Genomic DNA, 19899 nt, shown 5'->3' with positions numbered 1-19899 from the left:
TTTTTTAGAATTTCGGTTTTACTATTGTCTTTAAAATCAATGTTTTCTATCTTGTGACCTTATGATTATTAGTTAGTGTGATGAAAAAAGTATTTATATTATTAGGTCTTATTGGATATTGTGGGATTGTCAATGCACAAAAAATACAAGATCCAGAGTTGAGGTTGAATATCAAAGAGATTAGTAATGGTCGAGAATTATTAGCTAATCTAGAGCCTATTATATTTGACTATAATGTGGCGCAGTTCAAAGGTTTGGATTTGCCAAAAGGGAAGCAGTTTGGGATTAACCTTAACCAAGTAAAGGAATCAATTCCAGAAATTGTAAATCAGGAGTCCCGTGTTGTTGCTGTATCTAAGAATACAACCAAAACGATATCTTATGAAGATATAGATTATAAAAGTATCATTCCCTTGTTGGTTTCTGCTGTTCAGGAGCAACAGTTGGAAATTGAAAAACTGAAAAGCGAAATCGAACAATTGAAAAAGTAATAGTTAAAAAAGGGTAATTGAATTTCAGTTACCCTTTTTTGTGGAATTATTCTTTAGAAGCTATAAACTAATGATAGAGAGAATTGTGAAGCTTTTTTGCTAGGGTCGGAATTTTTAGTCAAAAAAATGGGATTTTGATTGTTGTCTAATCTTATTTCGGGAATTAATGTTAGACCTTCGTGCTTGATATTAGCCGATAATGTAAAAGAAGAAGTAGATTCTGAGGGGATTATGTCGGTTTTCTTAACATTAAAGTATTCACCACGTAGCCCTAAGGCTACGTTTTCGGAGATGCTGTATTGGGGGTACAGTGCAACACCGCTATAGCCACCGCCCGTATCGGATTTGAAAGTGTAATCTGCAGCATTTAGGCCTAAGCTAAATTTATCCGTGATTTCATAACTCGCTACTAAATCATAGATGGTACCTGATGTATATTCGTCACGTCCTCCTGCTGAGGTGCCTGAAAGGAAATTAAAATAAGCACTTAATCCTTCTATCGGTTGGACAGCTAATTGTCCGCCAAAATGTGAAACCCCGTTTATATCTTGATAGGTGTTCCAGTCATTGAACAAACCAAGCATCAATGAAATTTTTTCAGTGAAGTTATAGGTACCTTTGATACCTGCATTTTGAAAGGGGCCCGCGCCAAATAGATAGGAGGTAGAATAATGAAAATTTAAAGATGGTGCTATGACTTCATAACCTATAAAAGTACCCATATAACCCGCTGTCATATTGAATTTTTTAGTAAAATCATACCCTATATATAAATTTTGGATATGGAAAGTATTGCTGTTGTCGTTATAGTCACCTGTAGGAATGGTGAGGTATTGTCCACGTGGTCCAAATGAAAGTTCTCCAACAAAAGAGGCTCTGCCTGTGGTTTTCTTTAATCCTAAACCTATCATTCCAATAGATATAGAATTGTGGTCATTGCCAAAGTATGTATTTATATTTTCGCGATTTGCAAAGTCATATTTGTAATATACGTCAGCATATCCATTTATTTCAAGTGGTTTTGTCTCTTGTGCAATGCTTAGTGATGCAATTGCGCTTAAAAAAACGGTTAAGTTTGTTTTTTTTCTCATAAAATTTAGTTTTTGTGTTGTTGAAAGTCTTCATTGTGTTTGTTTTTGTGTTTTTTTGTGTTAGTTCAGTTATAATTTACTTCCAAATTTTTAATAAAACAATTAAAATTTTATAATTTTTATATTTTGTAGCTGTATTTATTGATTAATATTCACTTTAAATACTGTTTTTGTGTAAAATTTTAAATTTTATTGTGTTTTAATGAATTTTTTCGTTAACCTTGGTAAGGTTTTGAGAATCAACGTGTTTTGAAAACATGGTTATTAACTTAAATTATCAGAAAAATGAAAAAATATATCCCTTTTATTATTATAATTGTAGTTGTCGTGCTGTCTTTTATCTTGCCAACTACTGAAGTAACTACAGTGACAGGTGTGCATTTGGATACTGGAGATACAGCTTGGTTACTAGCATCTGCAGCCTTGGTATTGTTGATGACGCCAGGCTTAGCCTTCTTTTATGGAGGTATGGTACATAAGAAAAATGTAATATCTACGATGTTACAAAGTTTCGTCTGTATGGGTTTAGTAACTATTGTTTGGATAGTTTTTGGTTTTAGTTTAGTTTTTGGCGAGGATATAGGAGGTATAATAGGTAATCCTACTACATTTTATATGATGAAAGGTACGCTCGGGAACAATTCCTGGCCGGGTATGCCGACAATTCCATTAGTATTGTTCGCTATGTTTCAATTAAAATTTGCCGTACTTACTCCTGCATTGATTACGGGTGGATTTGCTGAACGTATTAAATTCAATGCTTACTTAATATTTCTAACGCTTTTTGTAATTCTAATTTATGCCCCTTTAGCCCATTCAACTTGGCATCCGGATGGGATTCTTGCCAAAATGGGAGTTTTGGATTTTGCAGGTGGTACGGTAGTACATATGTCTGCAGGCTGGGCTGCTTTGGCATCAGCACTATATTTAGGTAAACGAAAAAATCCAAGTCACAGTCCAGCACGTATCAGTTATGTTATCTTAGGAACAGGATTATTATGGTTCGGTTGGTTCGGTTTTAATGCAGGTTCTGCGGGTGGTGCAAATGAGTTGGCAGCATATGCCTTTGGGACGACCACGACAGCTTCTGCTGCTGCAGCTATGACATGGATGTTTTTTGATATCCTGCGCGGAAGAAAGCCTTCAGCAATGGGGGCATGTATAGGTGCTGTTGTAGGTTTGGTAGCTATCACACCTGGAGCAGGTTTTGTTACCATTCCACATTCTTTTATTATGGGAGTTGTAGCTGCTGTTGTAAGTAACTTGTTCGTAATATGGAGAAATAAAACAGGTATTGATGATACATTAGATGTATTTCCTTGCCATGGTGTAGGTGGGATGGTAGGTATGTTGCTGACCGCAGTATTTGCCTACAGTGGTGTCAATTCTGATGTCACTGTAAATGGGTTGTTTTATGGAGAAACAGGCTTGTTTATTGCACACCTAATTGCGTTAGTAGGGGTTTCTATTTTTGTCTTTGGAGGTTCCTTCATTTTATTGAAAATTACGGACTTAATAACGCCTTTACGTGTTAGTGAAGAAGAAGAAATATCAGGTTTAGATGCTACTCAACATGATGAAGAATTATAATTGTGTATAGTATGTTTTGTGTTTAAAGGCGGCTTTATGTCGCCTTTAATGTTTCTAAATATTTCAATAAATTGCTTTACTTTGTACGATGAGTTACTTTGATGAACAGATTACTCTTTTAAAAGAGGAAAAGCAATACGATTATTTACAACATGAAAATTTACTTTTACGTAGTTCATTGCAGGAGCGTAGAGTACAGGGAGTTAGTTGGTTTCCGATAGCTATTGTCAATACCGAATTGGGGAGAGGCGACTATTTGACTATTACCATTCAAAAAACTAATTTTCAAGATGAAGGTCATAAGTTTCGCTTTGGAATGCCTGTGGCATTATTTTCAAATCATGACCCCAATGAGGATCGGTTGGAAGGGATTATAGCTTTTGTCAGTCGTGATGTAATGCGTATATCTGTTCGCGTAGACGAATTGCCAGATTGGAGTAGGAGAGGTAAGCTGGGGGTTGATCTTCTGTTTGACGAACATGCTTATAAAGAAATGTTTGCCGCCTTGGACGAAGCAAAAAGAAAATCTTTAGATATAGTAGATGATAATATTGTACGCCAATTGCTAGGCAATGAATCATGGCATCCTAAAGTATTGGAGGCTGGTATGTACCAAAGCCCTAATTTGAATGAGAGCCAGAATAAGGCAGTAGCTTCTATGTTGGCTGATAATCCCTTGACCATATTGCATGGTCCTCCGGGGACTGGAAAGACTACTACCTTGATAGCTGGTATTCAGGCGCTTTTGAAAAAGGATAAACGACAGATTTTGGTGGTCACGCCTAGTAATACTGCGGTAGATATATTAGCTGAAAAGCTCGACGAACTGGGGGTTTCGGTTTTGCGTATTGGTAATCCTGTTCGTGTGTCAGATCATCTACAAGAGTTGACTTTAGATGCTAAAATAGATAAGCATATAGCAAATAAAGAGCGTAAAAATTTAGAGAAGCAAGTTCGTGCATATACGGATATGGCGCATAAATATAAGCGTAATTTTGGTAAGTCAGAAAGAGATCAACGTAAAGCATTATTCGATGAAGCCCGAAAATTGCGTAAAGAAATAGATAAGATTCAGGATTATATAATAGATGACGTCTTGAATAAAGTCGAAGTCATAGCAGCGACTTTGGTCGGTGCCAATCATTACAGTATTCGGGAACGACAATATCATACTGTGATTATAGATGAAGCAGCACAAGCATTAGAGCCTGCCTGTTGGGTTCCTATCTTGAAGGCTGATCGCGTTATTTTGGCAGGTGATCATTGTCAGTTGCCGCCAACAGTAAAATCTACAACAAAGGTCAATGAAGGGTTTTATAAAACACTCTTTGAAAAATTAGTCCATCGTTTTCCAGATGCTGTTTCATTATTGAATGTTCAGTATCGTATGAATAAGCAGATAATGGAGTATCCTTCACAAATACTATATGATGGAAGATTGGAGGCCGCTACCGCTGTCGCCGATTGGACGCTTAAGGACGATATGGAGCCTGTCGTATTTATAGATACTGCGGGAGCAGGCTATGAAGAAACAATCGAAGATACCGCAATTTCTAATAAAGAGGAAGCCTTATTTTTGTATCGACACCTATTGGCAAATGCGCAGGAGCTGTTGCGAAAATATGATATAAAAAATTTCCCTACTATTGGCGTTATTGCTCCTTATCGTCAGCAATCTGCTATTTTAAAAGATTTAGTAGCTAACGATGAATTATTAAAAACAATTGGCAATTTTATTCAGGTGCATACGATAGATAGTTTTCAGGGGCAAGAGAAAGATATCATTTATATATCGCTAACAAGAGCCAATAGTAATCAGCAAATAGGCTTTCTATCGGATATACGTCGTATGAATGTGGCTATGACACGTGCTAAGAAAAAATTAATCGTAATTGGGGATAGTAGTACGATTGGTCAGCATAATTTTTATAAAGGTTTCTTAGACTATGTAACTGGTATAGATCAGTATCATAGTGTCTGGGAGTGGGCTTAAAAGGTTCTTTTTATCGTATAATAATGGATTAAGGTCAATACTTAATCCATTATTATAAAACATAGTTTTTATAACTATTAAAATATCTTTGCGGCAATTTGTACTCGAGCAAATTGGTTAGATGGGTTCCATAAAGTAGTCATCGAAACTGGAATGTTGACTTTATTAAGAATATTGACATCACGCGTGATTGTAAAACCAAGATTTACGATGTCAAATTTGTTCTTCCCATTCCCAAATAGAAATGTTGTTTCTCCTTTGTTAGGATCCCCCGGGTTGAAAGCAAAACCAAATCCTATAAATGCATCTAAGCTATATTCGTCATTGAGTTTGGATGGGTATATCAATCCTACATAAGTAGAATACTTGTTTCTTAAATAATCGCCATTGTTATTTAGTAGTACTTCACGTGCATTGGCACCACCATATACTAGGATATCTGTTTCAAATATTAAAGGGAAGTTATTTTGCAATTGGTAGCTCATAGCTAAATTAAGTAAATGGGCTGTTCTACTTTTAGAGTAGTTGAAAATATTGTCAGATGCTCGTTCGGCTACGATATTTGTTGACGTAAAAAAATCCCATAGTTTTATGCTTATTCCATTTTTTTCGTAATGAATGAAATAATCTATCTCTTTGTATTGTGTCCCGTTGGCATTGTTAGAGATAGCAGATCCCCCCCATATTCCCATTTTTAATGTTCTAGATTTATTTATCGCGAATTCTACCTGGCTTATTACCACGGGTTGGTCTGTTGTGATATTCCCTCTCCACAGTTGATTTGATCTTAGGCTTAGGGTAAACTCAATATCTTTTTGTTTTGCTGTGGTCACTAAGCTATCTTGAGCAAAGGACACTTTTGTGAAAAGTACTAATAATAATAAAGTAGTAATTCTTATCATAATGATATATTTTAAAAAAGATTTAATACGGCACATTTTCTGAGCAGTATTGATTTATATAAATTCAGTTTCGCAAATGTATATTTAATTATACTGAAAAGAATTATTTTTAATTTTAGATTATTTTATTGTAAATTTTAGCTTACATATTATACTGGTTGGATGACATTTTTAAATACTAGGTAGGTTATAATAGTATTATTTGATAAAGGAGGATGGAATAAAAAATAATAAATACTTTATATTTGGTTAATCTAAATCTATTACCAATGAAAAAAATATTCATCTTAGCTACTTCAGTTTTATTTTTATGTGTTTCTTGCAATTCAAGCCATAAGGCTGAATCCACAGTAGATGTGGGGCATTCCTCAATCAATCTGCTGGAAGGGAAGTGGTTAGTGGAAACTGAACAACGTTTTTTTGAGAAAGATAATAAAAGGACAGAGACATTCGAGTTGGAGCAAATACCAACAGATGATGCTTATGTTTATAGTTTTCAATCGGATTCTTTAGTCTCGATAACTAATTTGAAAAATGAATTCGCATGGGATTTTAAAATTAATAAACAAGATTCTGTATTATCTTTAATAAATATAAATGGGGATGCGGAGGATGATGAATTGGTTTATAAATTTGAGAATGACAAATTAATATTACTTCGTAAAATGGAAGATGCAGATCCTGAAGATAGTACTGGGAGTCATCATGTGGGTTTTCTGATGACATTAAAGAAAATAAATTAATCGCTATTTTTAGCGTCTATCTCAATAGGTATTAATAATATGGATTATTTTTTACAGGCGCTATACTTTATTTGTAATCTTGAAAAATCCTAGCTTATATTTTAATAAAGGCTGTTTTTAAAGTACTGTATACTAGTGAAAATAAATACATAAGGCTTTTCGATGAACTGAAAAGCCTTATGTATTATATTCTTATTGTTCCAAATTGCTCAGGAATTCAGTTAGAATATTGCCTAATTTTCCAGAGATTCTACTCAATATACTCTCCCAATCTTTTACAGTGCCATCACAATTGTCAGATACTATTTTGATAGCATAAAATGGCAGTTTGTGCAGATAGCAAAAGTATGCTAAAGCATAGGCTTCCATATCAAAAGCTTCTGGATTTAGATGTTCTATATCTTTATAAAATGCCGTATTTACATTTATAAACCTATCCGAGGTAAGGATAGCTTGTGAATAATCAAAATCTGAAATATCAACAGATTTTAAAGTTCCCTTTCCACTCAAAAAAGTAGTGTTTTCCAAGAAGAAGCCATCTGTATAAGCATCACCTTGTGCAAAATTTTCTGGATAAAGCACATGTTCAATAGGAAATCTAGTAGAGCCTACTGTGCCTACATTTAGTAAGATAGGTGTGATACCAAGTGCACTGATTTCTTGGTGCAATATAGCGAGGGATACTGTAGCATTTACTTTTCCTACGCCGATTTCATATAATGCAATAGAACTGTCGTCTGTAGTGAATGACAACTCATTCTTGTTGGCTACCAATATGATAGTTTTTATTCCTTTATTTAGAATCATTTAGTTTTCTTGGATATAAGGGTATTCAAATTCCAATTCGCCAGCATTGATCAAATTCAAGTAGTTTTGACACGCTTTTTTTGAGTTTTCAAAATCCATAAATGTGTAGTTACCACAGCTGATAGGGTTTTGGAATGGCACTTCGTAGCCTTCTTCTAAAACTATTTCCAATACTTCTTTCATCAGTTCTTGAACTGATTGAGCTGTTCTTTCTGTTCCTGCTAGTACAACATAGAACCCCGTACAACAGCCCATGGGCCCCACGTAGATTACTTCATCGCCCAAGATAGTTCTGATTTCTGTAGCAAAACAGTGTTCCAAAGTATGCATCACTTCTGGAGAAAGCATTCTTTCAGGAGAGTTAGGGCGAATCATACGAATATCGTAGGTCGTATAGGCATCGACATTACTATTGTTTGTCTTAGCTGATTTGGCATATATACCTTGTTTAAGGATAGTATGATCTACCGTAAAACTTGTTACAGTTGCTTTTTCTTTTGTGTACATCTTTTTTTCTGTTATAAAATGCGTCAATCAATGGCTAGGCTGATTAAACACTGTTTTTAATTATTATGTATAGTAGTATTGAAATACTATAGCATAACAAATATACAAAATAGCACTAAAAAATTACCATTAAACAAAGAAACCACGCGCTAGGTGGTTTCTTTGTTTAATAGATTATAAGTTGATATAATGCTCTACTGTCGGAAAAGGATCGTAATAATGGTGTAATAATTTTTCCCATTCTTTAAATAAGCTAGATTCCTTGAAGGTGATGGTATGGTCTTCTAAGGTTTCCCATTCCACCAATAGAATATATTGATTGTCTTTTTCTACACATTTTTGCAAACTATGTTTGATATATCCCTTACTTGCCGAAATATATTGACATGCTGTTTGGTAATCACGCTCAAAATTGGCCTGTTGGCCCTGGATAATTGTTAAAATTGCTACTTCTAGTACCATAATTAGTTTTTAGATTGAATTGACATTAAATATATGCATTTTTGAAATATGGGACAACTATAGCTCCCCAAATATTGGGGATAGATCTTGGTGATTGTATTTCAAGTTGGATTCGTGATCTTGTGACATCAATTTTAATATTCCTACTTAATTATAGTATATTGTAGGATTAGATTAGTTAATAATCTAGAAGATGTTATCTTTGTAATAGAGGATTAAAAAATTATATGAAATATTTATTCGTTTTACTTTCTATGCTTTCTTTAGCTTCCTGTAGTCAAAAGACTAAGGAACAACCACTAGAAGAATTAGATAAAAAATCTGCCCGCGAAGTTACTTTAAAAACTATTACGGCAGGAGATTCTGTGTTGCATATTACGACACAGCATATTTGGTACAATGGAGAACAGATAGCTTCTAAAAACGATACCCTTAAAACGGCGATTGCTCCCAAAACTTGGGACGCTGTAGATAGCAGTAAAAATTTGAGTAAGGTGCCTATATTCGTAACTGTACAATAATGAGAAAAACAACAGCTAGAAATATACAATTGGTTTTGATTACTTCTGTTTTGGCTTCTTGTGCGCAGCCAAAACAACAGTCAAATACAGCTGATAAACAGCGTGTATTTATGCGTGCTGACTCAACAGCGCAATATACCGAAGTAACAAATAATTATAGTCAGGGAAATGGTAGTGGAGGAATGGGAATGGGCTCTTCATTACTATGGTTTATGGCGTTCAGACATATGGGTGGGTCATTAGGCTATGCCAATAATAGCTTAAACACACAGTCTGTAGTAGGTAAAAATGCAGCTAAGGCTTCCGCATTTAATGCACAACGTGGTGGATTTGGCAAAAGTGCTGTTTCGTCAACTCCTAGATCTTCATATGGTTCATAATGCGAATTAATAAATTGCGTATCGACCCCAATTGGGAGGCGCGTCTATCATCTATAGGCTATGGTTATCATACCATGGACGGTATCCCATATTGGATTGACGATTACTACTATGAGATATCAAATCAAGAGGCAGATCAGATTTATAAAGCCACCAATGAGCTTTGGTCTATGTGTTTAGATGCGGTAGAGTATGTGATTAAAAATCAGTTGTATGCTAAGTTTCATATTCCTGCTTTTATGATACATCATATCGAACGGTCTTGGGAGAATGACAACCCTTCCATATACGGCCGTTTTGATTTCGCTTTTGATAATACCACAAAGGAGTTGAAAATGTTGGAGTTTAATGCGGATACGCCTACTTCACTTTTTGAAACAGGCATTGTACAGTGGTATTGGAAAAATCATTATTTCCCAGAGCTAACAAATCAGTTCAATAGTATTCATGAGCAACTGATTCAGAGTTGGACTGAGTTGAAGCCTTATTTGAAAGGTGAGATTCTTCATTTTTCTTGTGGAAAAGAAACCCTGGAAGATTTGACGAATGTCGAATATTTAAGAGATACGGCTATTCAAGCAGGTATAGAAACCAAGTTGATTTATATCGATGATATTGGTTGGGACGGAAGATGTTTTGTGGATCTTGAGGGTGAAAATATTCAAAGTATATTTAAACTATATCCTTGGGAGTGGATGGTTCGTGAAGAATTTGCTACACAAATTGTAAATGATGCTTTAGAAGCACAGTGGATAGAGCCTTCTTGGAAGATGCTACTTTCTAATAAAGCTATTCTGCCTATTCTGTGGGAATTGTTCCCCAATCATCCTAATTTGTTAGCTTCTTACTTTGATAAGCCTAGCCATTTAAAAAATTATGTAAAGAAACCGATTCTCTCACGTGAAGGTGCTAATGTAGAGATGTATTATGATACACAGATGATATATGCCACAGAGGGTGAATATGGGGAAGAAGGATATGTGTACCAAGAATTGGCTAATTTGCATAGGGAAGATAGTGGTTTCTCTATAATAGGAAGTTGGGTGATAGGACAGGAATCATGTGGTATATCCTTTCGTGAATCCGATATGCCTATTACTACAGACAAAAGTCGGTTTATTCCGCACATAATAAGACATTAACCTCGATCGGGCATTAGATTTTTTTTCTAAACCTAAAAAATAGATATTAGTTTAGTCTTTTGTAGAAGGATAATTTACATAGAACAATACTGAATCGCACTATGTATAAAATAAGTAAGCTTTTTGTTAAACCTTAAAAGAGCTAAGTTTTATAAAACTTAGCTCTTTTAAGGTTTAATTTTTCTTTTAAATAGCGTTCTGCTAAAGTATTAAGGAATGATATTATAGCTCTTTTCTTAATCGTGCTACTGGAATATTCATTGCTTCACGATATTTTGCTACTGTGCGTCTTGCTATAGAATAACCTTTTTCCTTAAGTATTTCTGTCAATTTCTCATCCGCTAGCGGTTTCCTTTTATTCTCATTTGAAATACATTCCTCTAATATTTTCTTTACCTCTTTATTAGAAACTTCTTCACCAGAATCCGTCTGAATAGCTTCAGAAAAAAAGGATTTAAGTAGGAAAGTGCCAAATTCAGTCTGTACATATTTTGAATTTGCTACGCGTGAAACGATTGATATGTCCATTTCTATTTCTTCTGCTATATCCTTAAGAATCATGGGTTTTAGCATGCGGTCGTCGCCGGTCAAAAAGTAGTCGTATTGAAAACGCATGATTGCATTCATTGTTTTTAGCAATGTCTGTTGGCGCTGTTTTATAGAATCAATAAACCATTTTGCTGAATCCAACTTTTGTTTAACAAATTGAACAGCTTCTTTCATTTTTTTATCGCTTTTCTCTGCCTTTTCATAATGTTCAAACATTTCTTGATAGGAGCGAGAAACGCGTAATTCGGGTGCATTTCTACCATTTAATTTTAAATGTAAAACACCGTCATTGTTCGAGATGTGAAAATCAGGAATGATATGCAATTGTTTGCCCGATGCTGTAGCTGTATCACCGGGTTTAGGATTTAACTTTAATATTTCATTAATGATATGCTTTAACTGATCCGAAGTTATATTTAACTGCTTTTCAATTTTATCATAATGTTTTTTTGTAAATTCATCCAAATAGTTTTTTACAATTTCAATGGCTTGAATTACAATACTGTTATTTTGGTCTTTTCGTTTTAATTGTAACAATAAACACTCCTGTAGGTCACGAGCACCAACTCCAGGGGGATCAAACTCTTGGATAATACCTAGTGTTTCATAAACCTCTTCCTCTTCAGCAATGATATTCTGAGAGAAAGCTAGGTCATCAATTAATGATAATATAGGACGTCTGAGGTAACCATCATCATCTAAGCTGCCTATTAACTGGTTGCCGATTACATATTGTTTATCAGATAGTGCTAGTAGATCAAGTTGATTTTGTAGATTCTCAAAAAAAGATGATTGGACGGCAATAGGAATTTCCTTATTTTCATCTTCATCATCATTAGCATAATTGTTTCCGTAATCCTTAGAATCGTCATCTTGGATATATTCTTCTACACTAAATTCTTCATCATAGGAGTCTTCACGATTATCATATTCATCAGGATCTTTATCCGGATAATCTTCAATTGGCTCACTCATGTTAGCTAAGCTACCATCTTCCAATGCAGGATTCTCCTCAAGCTCTTCTTTAATACGAGCATCTAATGAGGCCGTAGGGACTTGAAGCAGCTTGATGAATTGAATTTGTTGTGGAGATAGCTTTTGTAATAATTTTTGTTGTAAGGTTTGCTTTAACATGTTATAAGTTCAATCTACTTGTAAAAATAAACATTTAATTTTAACTTATATTATGTGTATGTTTTAACATAGTAAAATTAAGGTATCATATTTGTTAATATTAGCACTTTTATTACATATTTCCAACCAGTTATTCTTTTTTGTTAAAATCTGTTAATTTTTTAAGGTTTTGCCTTTTTAATTTGTTGTTGCATTTAGTTATTTAAAACATTTTATTCATCTTTACTTTATGTTTAGACGCGTTAAGAATAGTTTTTTAAGATATATAATTATATCTGCTTATTCTATAATAATACTTACCTGTGCTGTTCAGCTTAATTTTTTAGGATTGTTTGGTTATTCTCCAACAGAAAGTGATATCGTAATGCCTACATTAAATGTAGCATCAGAATTGTATACCGCTGATTCTGTGTTGATTGGTCGGTATTTTGAAGAGGATCGTGATCCTGTTGCATTCGATAGTATTTCCAAACATGTTATTGACGCCCTAATAGCCACAGAGGATATTAGATTTTACAAACACAGAGGTGTTGATTTTATGGGCTTAGTTTCGGGGGCTGTATCTACTATCAAAGGTGACCCAAGGGGAGCTAGTACTATCACGCAACAATTAGCAAAGAATCTTTTTAAAACACGATACGCTAATTCTCAGGGTTATTTGAGTAAAATACCTGGGGTAAGATTATTGGTCAATAAATATAAAGAGTGGATGACCGCCTATAAATTGGAAACCAAATATTCTAAAGACCAAATATTAACCATGTATCTAAATACTGTCTCATTTAGTAATAATGCATACGGTATCAAAATGGCCTCCTTGCGCTATTTTAATAAACTTCCCAGCAAGCTCAGTATCAATGAAAGTGCGCTATTGGTGGGGATGTTAAAAGGAACAACCATCTATAATCCCATTCGTAATCCTAAGAATGCCATAAAGCGTCGTAATACGGTATTGTCTCAATTGGAAAAATCGGGTTATATAAGTAAGGCAGAAGAGCTTAGTCTGTCTAAAGATTCTTTGGTGTTGGATCTTAGTTTTCAAGATAATATCGATGCCAATGATTCTTATTTACGCAATGCAGTAGAAAGATGGTTAGACAAATGGAGCCAAGATAATGAAATAGATATCAATACGGCTGGTCTTAAGATATATACTACTATCGATTCGCGCATGCAAAAAATTGCGGAAATGGTCGTAGCGCAAAAAATGACTGAATTGCAACGTCGCTTAAATAATGCATGGGCCAATGAGGAACCTTGGCGTGATAAAGAAGGCAATGTAATTCCTGAGTTCTTAGAAAATCAAGCCCGTAAATTACCTATTTATACTGCGCTGATGAAGGAATACAACAATAACGAAGAAGATGTATTTTCCGTATTACGTGAGAAAAAGAAAATGGAGGTTTTCACTTGGCGTGGAATGGAGGAAGTCAACTATTCTACGATGGATTCCTTAAAGCATTACATCATGATGCTGAATACTGGTATGATGGCCATGAATCCTTATGATGGTAAAATAAAAGTATGGGTAGGTGGTATCAACCATCAATTCTATAAGTTTGACCATGTCAATCAATCTAAAAGACAAGCGGGCTCTACCTTTAAGCCTTTTGCTTATATGGCAGCCTTGGAATCTGGGATGTCACCATGTGATCAATTTGAAGACAAGCCTGTGCGTATTGAGTTTAATAACAAAAATGGCGTCAGTGAAGTATGGGAGCCTAAAAATGCGGATTGGTCAGTCTCACATCAAAATATGTCCCTTAGATGGGCCATGGCACGCTCTTTAAATACAATTACGGCACAAGTTACTGAGGCGGTAGGCTGGGATAAAGTTGTTGAAATAGCACATAAGTGTGGTATCGATAGTAAATTGGAATCTGTTCCTTCGGTTGGTTTGGGGTCTAATGATGTGTCTGTATATGAGATGGTTCGTGCATATGCTACATTTATGAATGCTGGAAAGCGAATCGAACCTATTCTAGTATCTAAAATAGTGGATGCTGACGGTCATATAATCGCCGAATTTACAACGGAAGAAAAACAAGTGATTACCCCCGAAAATGCATGGCTAATGACGTATATGTTAAGGGGTACGGTTGAAGAACCAAGAGGTACTTCGCAGGCATTATGGGAATGGGATCTCTTCAAACAAGGGAATGAGATAGGTGGCAAGACAGGTACTTCATCTGATTATGTCGATGCTTGGTATATGGGTGTAACAAAAGATTTGGTAGCAGGTGTTTGGGTAGGTTGTGATGAACAGAGTATTCATTTTAAAAACTCTGCCACTGGAGAAGGGTCAAAAACAGCATTGCCGATCTATGCATTGTTTATGGAAGAGATGTATAAGCATCCTGAGTTAGGAGTTACTTTAGGAAAATTCCCGGAGCCATCTGTTACTATCAATAAAAAATATAAGTGCGAAAGTCCTCGTTATGTACCACAAGTGGTGGATTCAACGGCTGTTGATGAGGAGCCTATGGAAGATTTTCTTGTGCCAGAAGAAGTCGAAACCGTGACTGAAGAAGAGGTAATACCAAGTTGAAAATAAGTAAAGGCTATTTATAAACCTAAAATAGTCTTTACTAATTATATTAGAAGTAATATATTAATTTAAGTCTTAAATTATGAAAAGAAATGCTTGGCAATTTTTTGCAAGAGCTATTTTGGCGTGTTCTATCATTTTGACTTTTAGTCATAGTGTTTCTGCGCAATATTTTGGGCAGAATAAAATGAGGTATAAGAAGTTAGATTTTAAAGTCTATGATATACCGCACTTTAATTTATACTACTATCTGAAAAATGATAGTATGATGCACTGGTTAGCAAAAGAATCCGAGGTTTGGTATGAACTTCATCAGCAAGTTTTTCAAGATACCTTTGCGCGCAAAAATCCAATTATATTTTATAATAATCATCCCGAATTTCAACAAACTACTGCTATCAGCGGGGAGATTGGCGTGGGGACTGGTGGAGTGACAGAAGCATTCAAACAGCGTATCGTAATGCCTATCATGCAAATCAATCAACAGACGCGTCATGTACTCGGGCATGAGATGGTACATGCTTTTCAGTATCGTGTCATTATGGAAGGGCGGGATTCCACCCGACTGGAAAATATTGGGAATATTCCATTATGGATGATTGAGGGGATGGCTGAATATTTTTCTATAGGAAAGAAAGATGCTTTTACCGCCATGTGGATGCGTGACGCTTATGCTCGGAAAGACATTCCTTCGTTAAAGCAAATGACACAAGAGTCGTATAAATATTTCCCTTATCGATATGGTCAAGCATTTTGGTCTTATATAGGTTCGACTTATGGAGATACTGTTATTATGCCACTATTTGCGGAAACAGCTAAGCATGGTTATGAGCTCGCTATAAAGAAAGTTTTTGGATATGATGCTCAAACAATATCTACGCTGTGGAAGAATAGTATTGAAAATGCCTATAAAAGCTTAGGTAAAGATACCGTTTCTAGACCTGTAGGTTTTTCGCTTATAAATAGTACCAATGGCGGACGGATGAATGTCTCTCCTAGTATTTCGCCAGATGGCAAGTATGTAGTCTATCTTTCTGAGCAAGATCTTTTTAGTATTGATATGTTTTTGGCGGATGCCGTTACCGGAAAGATGATACGCAAATTAGGCTCTAAATTGACGAATGGTGATATTGATGAATTTAGTTTTATTGAGTCCGCAGGTTCTTTTTCGCCTGATAGCAAAAAGTTTGCCTTTTCTGTATTTAGTGACGGTAAGAATAAGTTAATGGCTGTTGATGTAGAGTCTGGTAAAACATTGTTTGTAGAAGCAATGGGTGATTTAATAGAGTTTGGTAATATTACCTGGGCTCCAGATGGGCAGTCTGTGGCTTTCTCAGGACTTAAGAATGGTTATTCTGATTTGTATACCTTCAATCTACAGACCAAAGAATTAAGGCAATTGACAGATGATTATTATTCTGATTTTCAGCCTAGTTATGCAAAAGATGGAAAACATATCGTTTTTAGTACAGATAGATTAGCATTGAAAGGTCAGGGCCGTTCAGTAGATATACCTATGAATCTAGCGATTATTGACCTTACTTCATTGGAAATTAAGAATATTAATGTCTTTCCGGGGGCCAATAATTTGAATCCCTTGTTTTCGACATCCGGCAAGGAGTTGTACTTTCTTTCTAATGGTGATGGCTTTCGTAATATGTATCAGCTGGATATTGCCTCAGGTAACGTGATGAAGATGACGGATTATTTTACCGGGATTTCAGGGATTACGGAATTTTCTCCCGCTATGAGTATTTCCAATACCAATGATATTGTTTACTCTTATTATAAAGGGAATGCATATACTGTTTATAAAGCAAAAATTGAAGAATTTGAACCTGTAACAGTTGATGCTCAATATGTAGACTTTAGACCTGCATTATTACCTCCATTTGTGGGTAGAGGTGTAGATATAGTGAATAGAAACTTAGCAAATTTTGATGTCTTTGAGCGCATCGAAAAAGTAGATATTAAAACAGTACCTTATAGACCACAGTTTAAGTTGGATTATATCGCTAATACCGGCGTCGGTGTTTCTGTAGGGTCACGCTATGGTGCTGGATTGTCAGGAGGTGTTTATGGGATTTTTTCTGATATTTTGGGGTACAATCAGATACAGGCCGTTCTGAATGTCAATGGTGAAATATATGACTTTGGTGGTCAAGTCGCGTATATCAATACGAGCGGTCGACTTAGTTGGGGTGGCTCAGTGTCTCATATTCCTTATATATATGGTTTTAGGGAATATGCTTTAGAGGATTTTGGAAATGGTCCTGAGCTATCGCTCAACGATTATTATATTAGACAATTTGAAAGCCAGATAGATGCATTTGTTGCTTATCCATTCAATCGTTATTCCCGTTTTGAGGTCGGTGCTGCATTAGCACGATATGGTTATCGTGTGGACAAATGGCGTAGAAGCTATTATTATGGCTATGGTGATCGTCAAAAAATAACCAATGAAGAAGCAGCAAGGTTGAATTTTGGTAATTTGGACCCAATGTTGACCGAGCAAATTAGTGCTGCTTTTGTAGGTGATAAATCTACTTTTGGAATGACGGCGCCGTTACAGGGGTATAAATATAGAGTCGGTGTAGGTCAGGTATTTGGTGATTTGAGCTTTACCAACTATACTGTTGATGTACGTAAGTATATCAGACTAAAACCTTTCACTTTGGCGGCAAGAGCTTATAGTTATATTCGATCGGGCAAGGATGAAGATCGTTTAAGAGGTACGTATATTGGTTATCCTTTTTTTATACGTGGATTTGATAATTTGAATCCTGCTAAAGTAGGTGGCTTATCTTTTGATGATTTGATGGGCTCTCGCTCTGTTATCGGGAATTTTGAAGTCCGTTTACCTTTTACAGGTCCCGAAAAATTAGCAGCCATCAAGTCTAGCTTTTTATTCACAGATCTAAATTTATTCTTTGATGCGGGTTTAGCATGGAGTAGAGGGAGCAAGATTGTGGGTAGTATAAGTGACAAACCGTTGATTCCACAGTTGGATGCTAATGGCGCTCCTGTGCTTGATCAATCGGGACTACCAATATACCGTTATGATCCAAATTATAGAGTGCCGGTATTTAGTGCAGGTGTGTCGCTACGAATAAATCTTTTTGGAGCGATGATTTTGGAACCTTATTATGCGGTACCATTTATAAAATCTAGAATAGATTTCGGAACATTCGGATTAAACTTTACGCCAGGATGGTAGTCCTATAGTTAAAGAGTTTTAATATTTGTTTTTCAAGTTGAAAAAGTCGTTGTTTAAGCTTAGGCAAAAACAACGACTTTTTTATTACTATTAACTTCTGTATTTGTTATCCCTAACCAATTGGGATTATTCTTACGAATTAATCTCTCTTTTTGCATTTTTGTATAGCTATTGATTTCAACTTTTCGTCGCTGTGCTGATTCGGGATTGCTAAACTCCTCTACGTAAACTATCCTGTTGAATTTAGGTGCTTTAGCCATAAATAAAGAGCTTGCCTGCTGCAATTCAAATAATTGTAGACAAATATCCTGACAATAGCCAGCTTCTAAATAGATTCTGTTGCTATCCGAAGTGATGAAAATAAAATGTCTTTGCATGATTACTAATATATTTGGTTATTATTGTATTCTTTACTAATTTTATTGGTACAATAATACTAATAATTTTAGTATTCAAAAACTTTTTTTAAAAATATTTATGTCAAATATTTCATCTAATCTTAAATTCTTACGTAAAAAGAATGGATTAACACAACAGCAATTTGCTGATTTAATGGAGATTAAGCGCGCTTCAGTAGGGGCGTATGAAGAAGATAGGGCAGAGCCTAAGTATGAATTGCTAAAAAAAATAGCAAAATATTATGATTTGTCAATGGACGAATTGGCTAATGATGTAATAGATGAAAACTGGAAGCCAATTTCAAAAAGTAATGCTTCCAATTTACGGGTGTTGAGTGTCACTGTGGATCATGATAATAAAGAGAATATTGAGTTAGTGCCTGTTAAAGCTACTGCTGGCTATTTGAGTGGCTATGGTGATCCGGAATACGTAAAGGAGTTGCCAAAGTTCTCGCTTCCTATGTTTAATCAAGGTACTTATAGAGCTTTCGAAATTATTGGGGATTCCATGCTGCCTTTGGCAAGCGGATCTACAGTCATTGGGGAGTATGTCGAAGATTGGAATAATATAAAAGCGGGCGAAACGTATGTCGTTGTGTCCAAAGAAAATGGCGTAGTGTACAAACGTGTAGGTCTCAAGTTTAAAGACGATAAAGGCTTGAAATTATTGTCTGATAATAAGATTTATGAACCATTTTGGGTGCCAACAGAAGATATTCTTGAAGTATGGAAAGCAAAAGCATATATCTCTACTGAATTTCCAGAGCCTACAAACGAATCGTCTATAGAGTCCTTAACGGCAATGATGGCGCAAATGCAAAAAACTATAAATTCTGTAGTTGATACAAAAAAATAATATAACATGGTTTATTTTATTGAAAATAATTGTTATATTTGCATTATCTGAAAGGAAGGGGGCATGTATTGCCCCCTTTTTTTAATTCAATGTTTGAGAAATATGCAGGTTGAAAATCGCGTTAAAGAATTAGTAGAGGAAAAAATTGCAGATCGTCCCGATTTGTTTATTGTAAGCATACGTATGCTTAAAAGTGGTGTGCTAGAGATCTTGTTAGATGGAGATAGCGGTATACCGATTGCTGATTGTGTCGCTGTGAGTAGACATGTTGGTTTTCATTTGGAAGAAGAAAATGTAATCGAAAATGCATATAGATTAGAAGTTTCTTCTCCAGGAGTGGATAGTCCATTAGTATTGGTGCGTCAATACGAAAAAAATATTGGTCGTGATATCCGTATTAAGTTAGAAGATGGTACAAAACGTGAAGGTAAATTAGTAGCAATTACTAGTGAAGCCGTTACAATAGAAGAAAAAGTGAAAGAAAAAGGAAAGAAAGCTGAATTGAAAGAGGCCATTTTTCCTTTGAATCAAATACAAGAAACAAAGGTGTTAATTTCATTTAAATAAA

General features: G+C 35.3%; 18 protein-coding genes. 11 read left to right on the top strand and 7 right to left on the bottom strand.

The genetic code is table 11. The features are described from left to right. Window positions 1-80: 80 nt before the first annotated feature. The gene (locus IP023_RS07985; RefSeq protein WP_241789741.1) at window positions 81-491 is read left to right on the top strand and encodes a tail fiber domain-containing protein; all 411 of its coding nucleotides are present in this window, start codon (window positions 81-83) and stop codon (window positions 489-491) included. Window positions 492-544: 53 nt separating this feature from the next. Here the strand turns inward: IP023_RS07985 and IP023_RS07980 are convergent, their stop codons facing one another. Further along, entirely contained in the window at window positions 545-1582 is a 1038-nt protein-coding gene (locus IP023_RS07980; RefSeq protein WP_241789740.1) for a porin, read from the bottom strand. Window positions 1583-1867: 285 nt separating this feature from the next. Here IP023_RS07980 and IP023_RS07975 point away from each other — a divergent pair, with 285 nt between their 5' ends. Then, window positions 1868-3172 (top strand): ammonium transporter, encoded by a 1305-nt coding sequence (locus tag IP023_RS07975; protein WP_241789739.1) that lies wholly within the window; start codon window positions 1868-1870, stop codon window positions 3170-3172. Between the two features lie 88 nt (window positions 3173-3260). Next, window positions 3261-5165, top strand: coding sequence for an AAA domain-containing protein (locus tag IP023_RS07970; RefSeq protein ID WP_241789738.1), 1905 nt, complete (start codon window positions 3261-3263; stop codon window positions 5163-5165). A 77-nt stretch (window positions 5166-5242) separates the two neighbouring features. On the opposite strand, the gene IP023_RS07965 is transcribed toward IP023_RS07970, so the two are convergent. Beyond that, complete coding sequence (locus IP023_RS07965) at window positions 5243-6067, bottom strand: hypothetical protein (RefSeq protein ID WP_241789737.1); 825 nt, start codon at window positions 6065-6067, stop codon at window positions 5243-5245. Window positions 6068-6336: 269 nt separating this feature from the next. Between IP023_RS07965 and IP023_RS07960 the strand changes: the two genes are divergently transcribed. Beyond that, window positions 6337-6810, top strand: a complete 474-nt coding sequence (locus IP023_RS07960) for a hypothetical protein (RefSeq protein WP_241789736.1) — start codon at window positions 6337-6339, stop codon at window positions 6808-6810. Window positions 6811-7002: 192 nt separating this feature from the next. Here IP023_RS07960 and IP023_RS07955 read toward each other — a convergent pair whose 3' ends face one another. The 3 genes from IP023_RS07955 to IP023_RS07945 all read right to left on the bottom strand — a co-directional run bounded on the left by IP023_RS07955 (window position 7003) and on the right by IP023_RS07945 (window position 8586). Next, window positions 7003-7617, bottom strand: a complete 615-nt coding sequence (locus tag IP023_RS07955; protein WP_241789735.1) for a 5'-methylthioadenosine/S-adenosylhomocysteine nucleosidase family protein — start codon at window positions 7615-7617, stop codon at window positions 7003-7005. Then, window positions 7618-8124: an S-ribosylhomocysteine lyase gene (locus tag IP023_RS07950; protein ID WP_241789734.1), complete on the bottom strand. Its 507-nt coding sequence runs from the start codon at window positions 8122-8124 to the stop codon at window positions 7618-7620. It lies immediately after the preceding gene. Between the two features lie 174 nt (window positions 8125-8298). Beyond that, window positions 8299-8586, bottom strand: coding sequence for an antibiotic biosynthesis monooxygenase family protein (locus IP023_RS07945; protein WP_241789733.1), 288 nt, complete (start codon window positions 8584-8586; stop codon window positions 8299-8301). A gap of 227 nt (window positions 8587-8813) precedes the next feature. Between IP023_RS07945 and IP023_RS07940 the strand changes: the two genes are divergently transcribed. The 3 genes from IP023_RS07940 to IP023_RS07930 are packed head-to-tail and all read left to right on the top strand — an operon-like array spanning window position 8814 to window position 10629. Then, the gene (locus IP023_RS07940; protein WP_241789732.1) at window positions 8814-9107 is read left to right on the top strand and encodes a hypothetical protein; all 294 of its coding nucleotides are present in this window, start codon (window positions 8814-8816) and stop codon (window positions 9105-9107) included. Next, entirely contained in the window at window positions 9107-9487 is a 381-nt protein-coding gene (locus IP023_RS07935) for a hypothetical protein (RefSeq protein ID WP_241789731.1), read from the top strand. The genes IP023_RS07940 and IP023_RS07935 overlap by 1 nt, the downstream gene beginning before the upstream one ends. Beyond that, complete coding sequence (locus IP023_RS07930; protein ID WP_241789730.1) at window positions 9487-10629, top strand: glutathionylspermidine synthase family protein; 1143 nt, start codon at window positions 9487-9489, stop codon at window positions 10627-10629. Before IP023_RS07935 ends, IP023_RS07930 begins: the two co-directional genes overlap by 1 nt. Window positions 10630-10851: 222 nt before the next feature. On the opposite strand, the gene rpoN is transcribed toward IP023_RS07930, so the two are convergent. Further along, window positions 10852-12312, bottom strand: a complete 1461-nt coding sequence (gene rpoN, locus IP023_RS07925; RefSeq protein WP_241789729.1) for an RNA polymerase factor sigma-54 — start codon at window positions 12310-12312, stop codon at window positions 10852-10854. A 229-nt stretch (window positions 12313-12541) separates the two neighbouring features. Between rpoN and IP023_RS07920 the strand changes: the two genes are divergently transcribed. Further along, on the top strand, window positions 12542-14860 hold the full coding sequence (locus IP023_RS07920; RefSeq protein ID WP_241789728.1) for a penicillin-binding protein 1A: 2319 nt from the start codon (window positions 12542-12544) through the stop codon (window positions 14858-14860). A gap of 82 nt (window positions 14861-14942) precedes the next feature. Continuing rightward, window positions 14943-18077, top strand: a complete 3135-nt coding sequence (locus IP023_RS07915) for a basic secretory protein-like protein (protein ID WP_241789727.1) — start codon at window positions 14943-14945, stop codon at window positions 18075-18077. Window positions 18078-18136: 59 nt separating this feature from the next. On the opposite strand, the gene IP023_RS07910 is transcribed toward IP023_RS07915, so the two are convergent. Further along, complete coding sequence (locus IP023_RS07910; RefSeq protein WP_241789726.1) at window positions 18137-18454, bottom strand: GIY-YIG nuclease family protein; 318 nt, start codon at window positions 18452-18454, stop codon at window positions 18137-18139. A 100-nt stretch (window positions 18455-18554) separates the two neighbouring features. Between IP023_RS07910 and IP023_RS07905 the strand changes: the two genes are divergently transcribed. Together IP023_RS07905 and rimP are read left to right on the top strand one after the other, a co-directional pair. Next, window positions 18555-19331 carry an XRE family transcriptional regulator gene (locus tag IP023_RS07905; protein ID WP_241789725.1) on the top strand — a complete coding sequence of 259 codons (777 nt, stop codon included), beginning with the start codon at window positions 18555-18557 and terminating at the stop codon, window positions 19329-19331. A gap of 102 nt (window positions 19332-19433) precedes the next feature. Beyond that, window positions 19434-19898 carry a ribosome assembly cofactor RimP gene (gene rimP / locus IP023_RS07900; protein WP_241789724.1) on the top strand — a complete coding sequence of 155 codons (465 nt, stop codon included), beginning with the start codon at window positions 19434-19436 and terminating at the stop codon, window positions 19896-19898. Window position 19899: the final 1 nt, after the last annotated feature.

Source organism: Sphingobacterium rhinopitheci, assembly GCF_022627575.1.
Lineage (GTDB): Bacteria > Bacteroidota > Bacteroidia > Sphingobacteriales > Sphingobacteriaceae > Sphingobacterium > Sphingobacterium rhinopitheci.
The sequence above is the reverse complement of the archived record's forward strand: the minus strand, read 5'-3'. Positions and strand labels throughout refer to the sequence as shown.

Bases quoted from the DNA above. Each gene is read 5' to 3' on its own strand.
- IP023_RS07985 (WP_241789741.1), top strand. From the start codon at position 81: ATGAAAAAAGTATTTATATTATTAGGTCTTATTGGATATTGTGGGATT.
- IP023_RS07980 (WP_241789740.1), bottom strand. From the start codon at position 1,582: ATGAGAAAAAAAACAAACTTAACCGTTTTTTTAAGCGCAATTGCATCA.
- IP023_RS07975 (WP_241789739.1), top strand. From the start codon at position 1,868: ATGAAAAAATATATCCCTTTTATTATTATAATTGTAGTTGTCGTGCTG.
- IP023_RS07970 (WP_241789738.1), top strand. From the start codon at position 3,261: ATGAGTTACTTTGATGAACAGATTACTCTTTTAAAAGAGGAAAAGCAA.
- IP023_RS07965 (WP_241789737.1), bottom strand. From the start codon at position 6,067: ATGATAAGAATTACTACTTTATTATTATTAGTACTTTTCACAAAAGTG.
- IP023_RS07960 (WP_241789736.1), top strand. From the start codon at position 6,337: ATGAAAAAAATATTCATCTTAGCTACTTCAGTTTTATTTTTATGTGTT.
- IP023_RS07955 (WP_241789735.1), bottom strand. From the start codon at position 7,617: ATGATTCTAAATAAAGGAATAAAAACTATCATATTGGTAGCCAACAAG.
- IP023_RS07950 (WP_241789734.1), bottom strand. From the start codon at position 8,124: ATGTACACAAAAGAAAAAGCAACTGTAACAAGTTTTACGGTAGATCAT.
- IP023_RS07945 (WP_241789733.1), bottom strand. From the start codon at position 8,586: ATGGTACTAGAAGTAGCAATTTTAACAATTATCCAGGGCCAACAGGCC.
- IP023_RS07940 (WP_241789732.1), top strand. From the start codon at position 8,814: ATGAAATATTTATTCGTTTTACTTTCTATGCTTTCTTTAGCTTCCTGT.
- IP023_RS07935 (WP_241789731.1), top strand. From the start codon at position 9,107: ATGAGAAAAACAACAGCTAGAAATATACAATTGGTTTTGATTACTTCT.
- IP023_RS07930 (WP_241789730.1), top strand. From the start codon at position 9,487: ATGCGAATTAATAAATTGCGTATCGACCCCAATTGGGAGGCGCGTCTA.
- rpoN (WP_241789729.1), bottom strand. From the start codon at position 12,312: ATGTTAAAGCAAACCTTACAACAAAAATTATTACAAAAGCTATCTCCA.
- IP023_RS07920 (WP_241789728.1), top strand. From the start codon at position 12,542: ATGTTTAGACGCGTTAAGAATAGTTTTTTAAGATATATAATTATATCT.
- IP023_RS07915 (WP_241789727.1), top strand. From the start codon at position 14,943: ATGAAAAGAAATGCTTGGCAATTTTTTGCAAGAGCTATTTTGGCGTGT.
- IP023_RS07910 (WP_241789726.1), bottom strand. From the start codon at position 18,454: ATGCAAAGACATTTTATTTTCATCACTTCGGATAGCAACAGAATCTAT.
- IP023_RS07905 (WP_241789725.1), top strand. From the start codon at position 18,555: ATGTCAAATATTTCATCTAATCTTAAATTCTTACGTAAAAAGAATGGA.
- rimP (WP_241789724.1), top strand. From the start codon at position 19,434: ATGCAGGTTGAAAATCGCGTTAAAGAATTAGTAGAGGAAAAAATTGCA.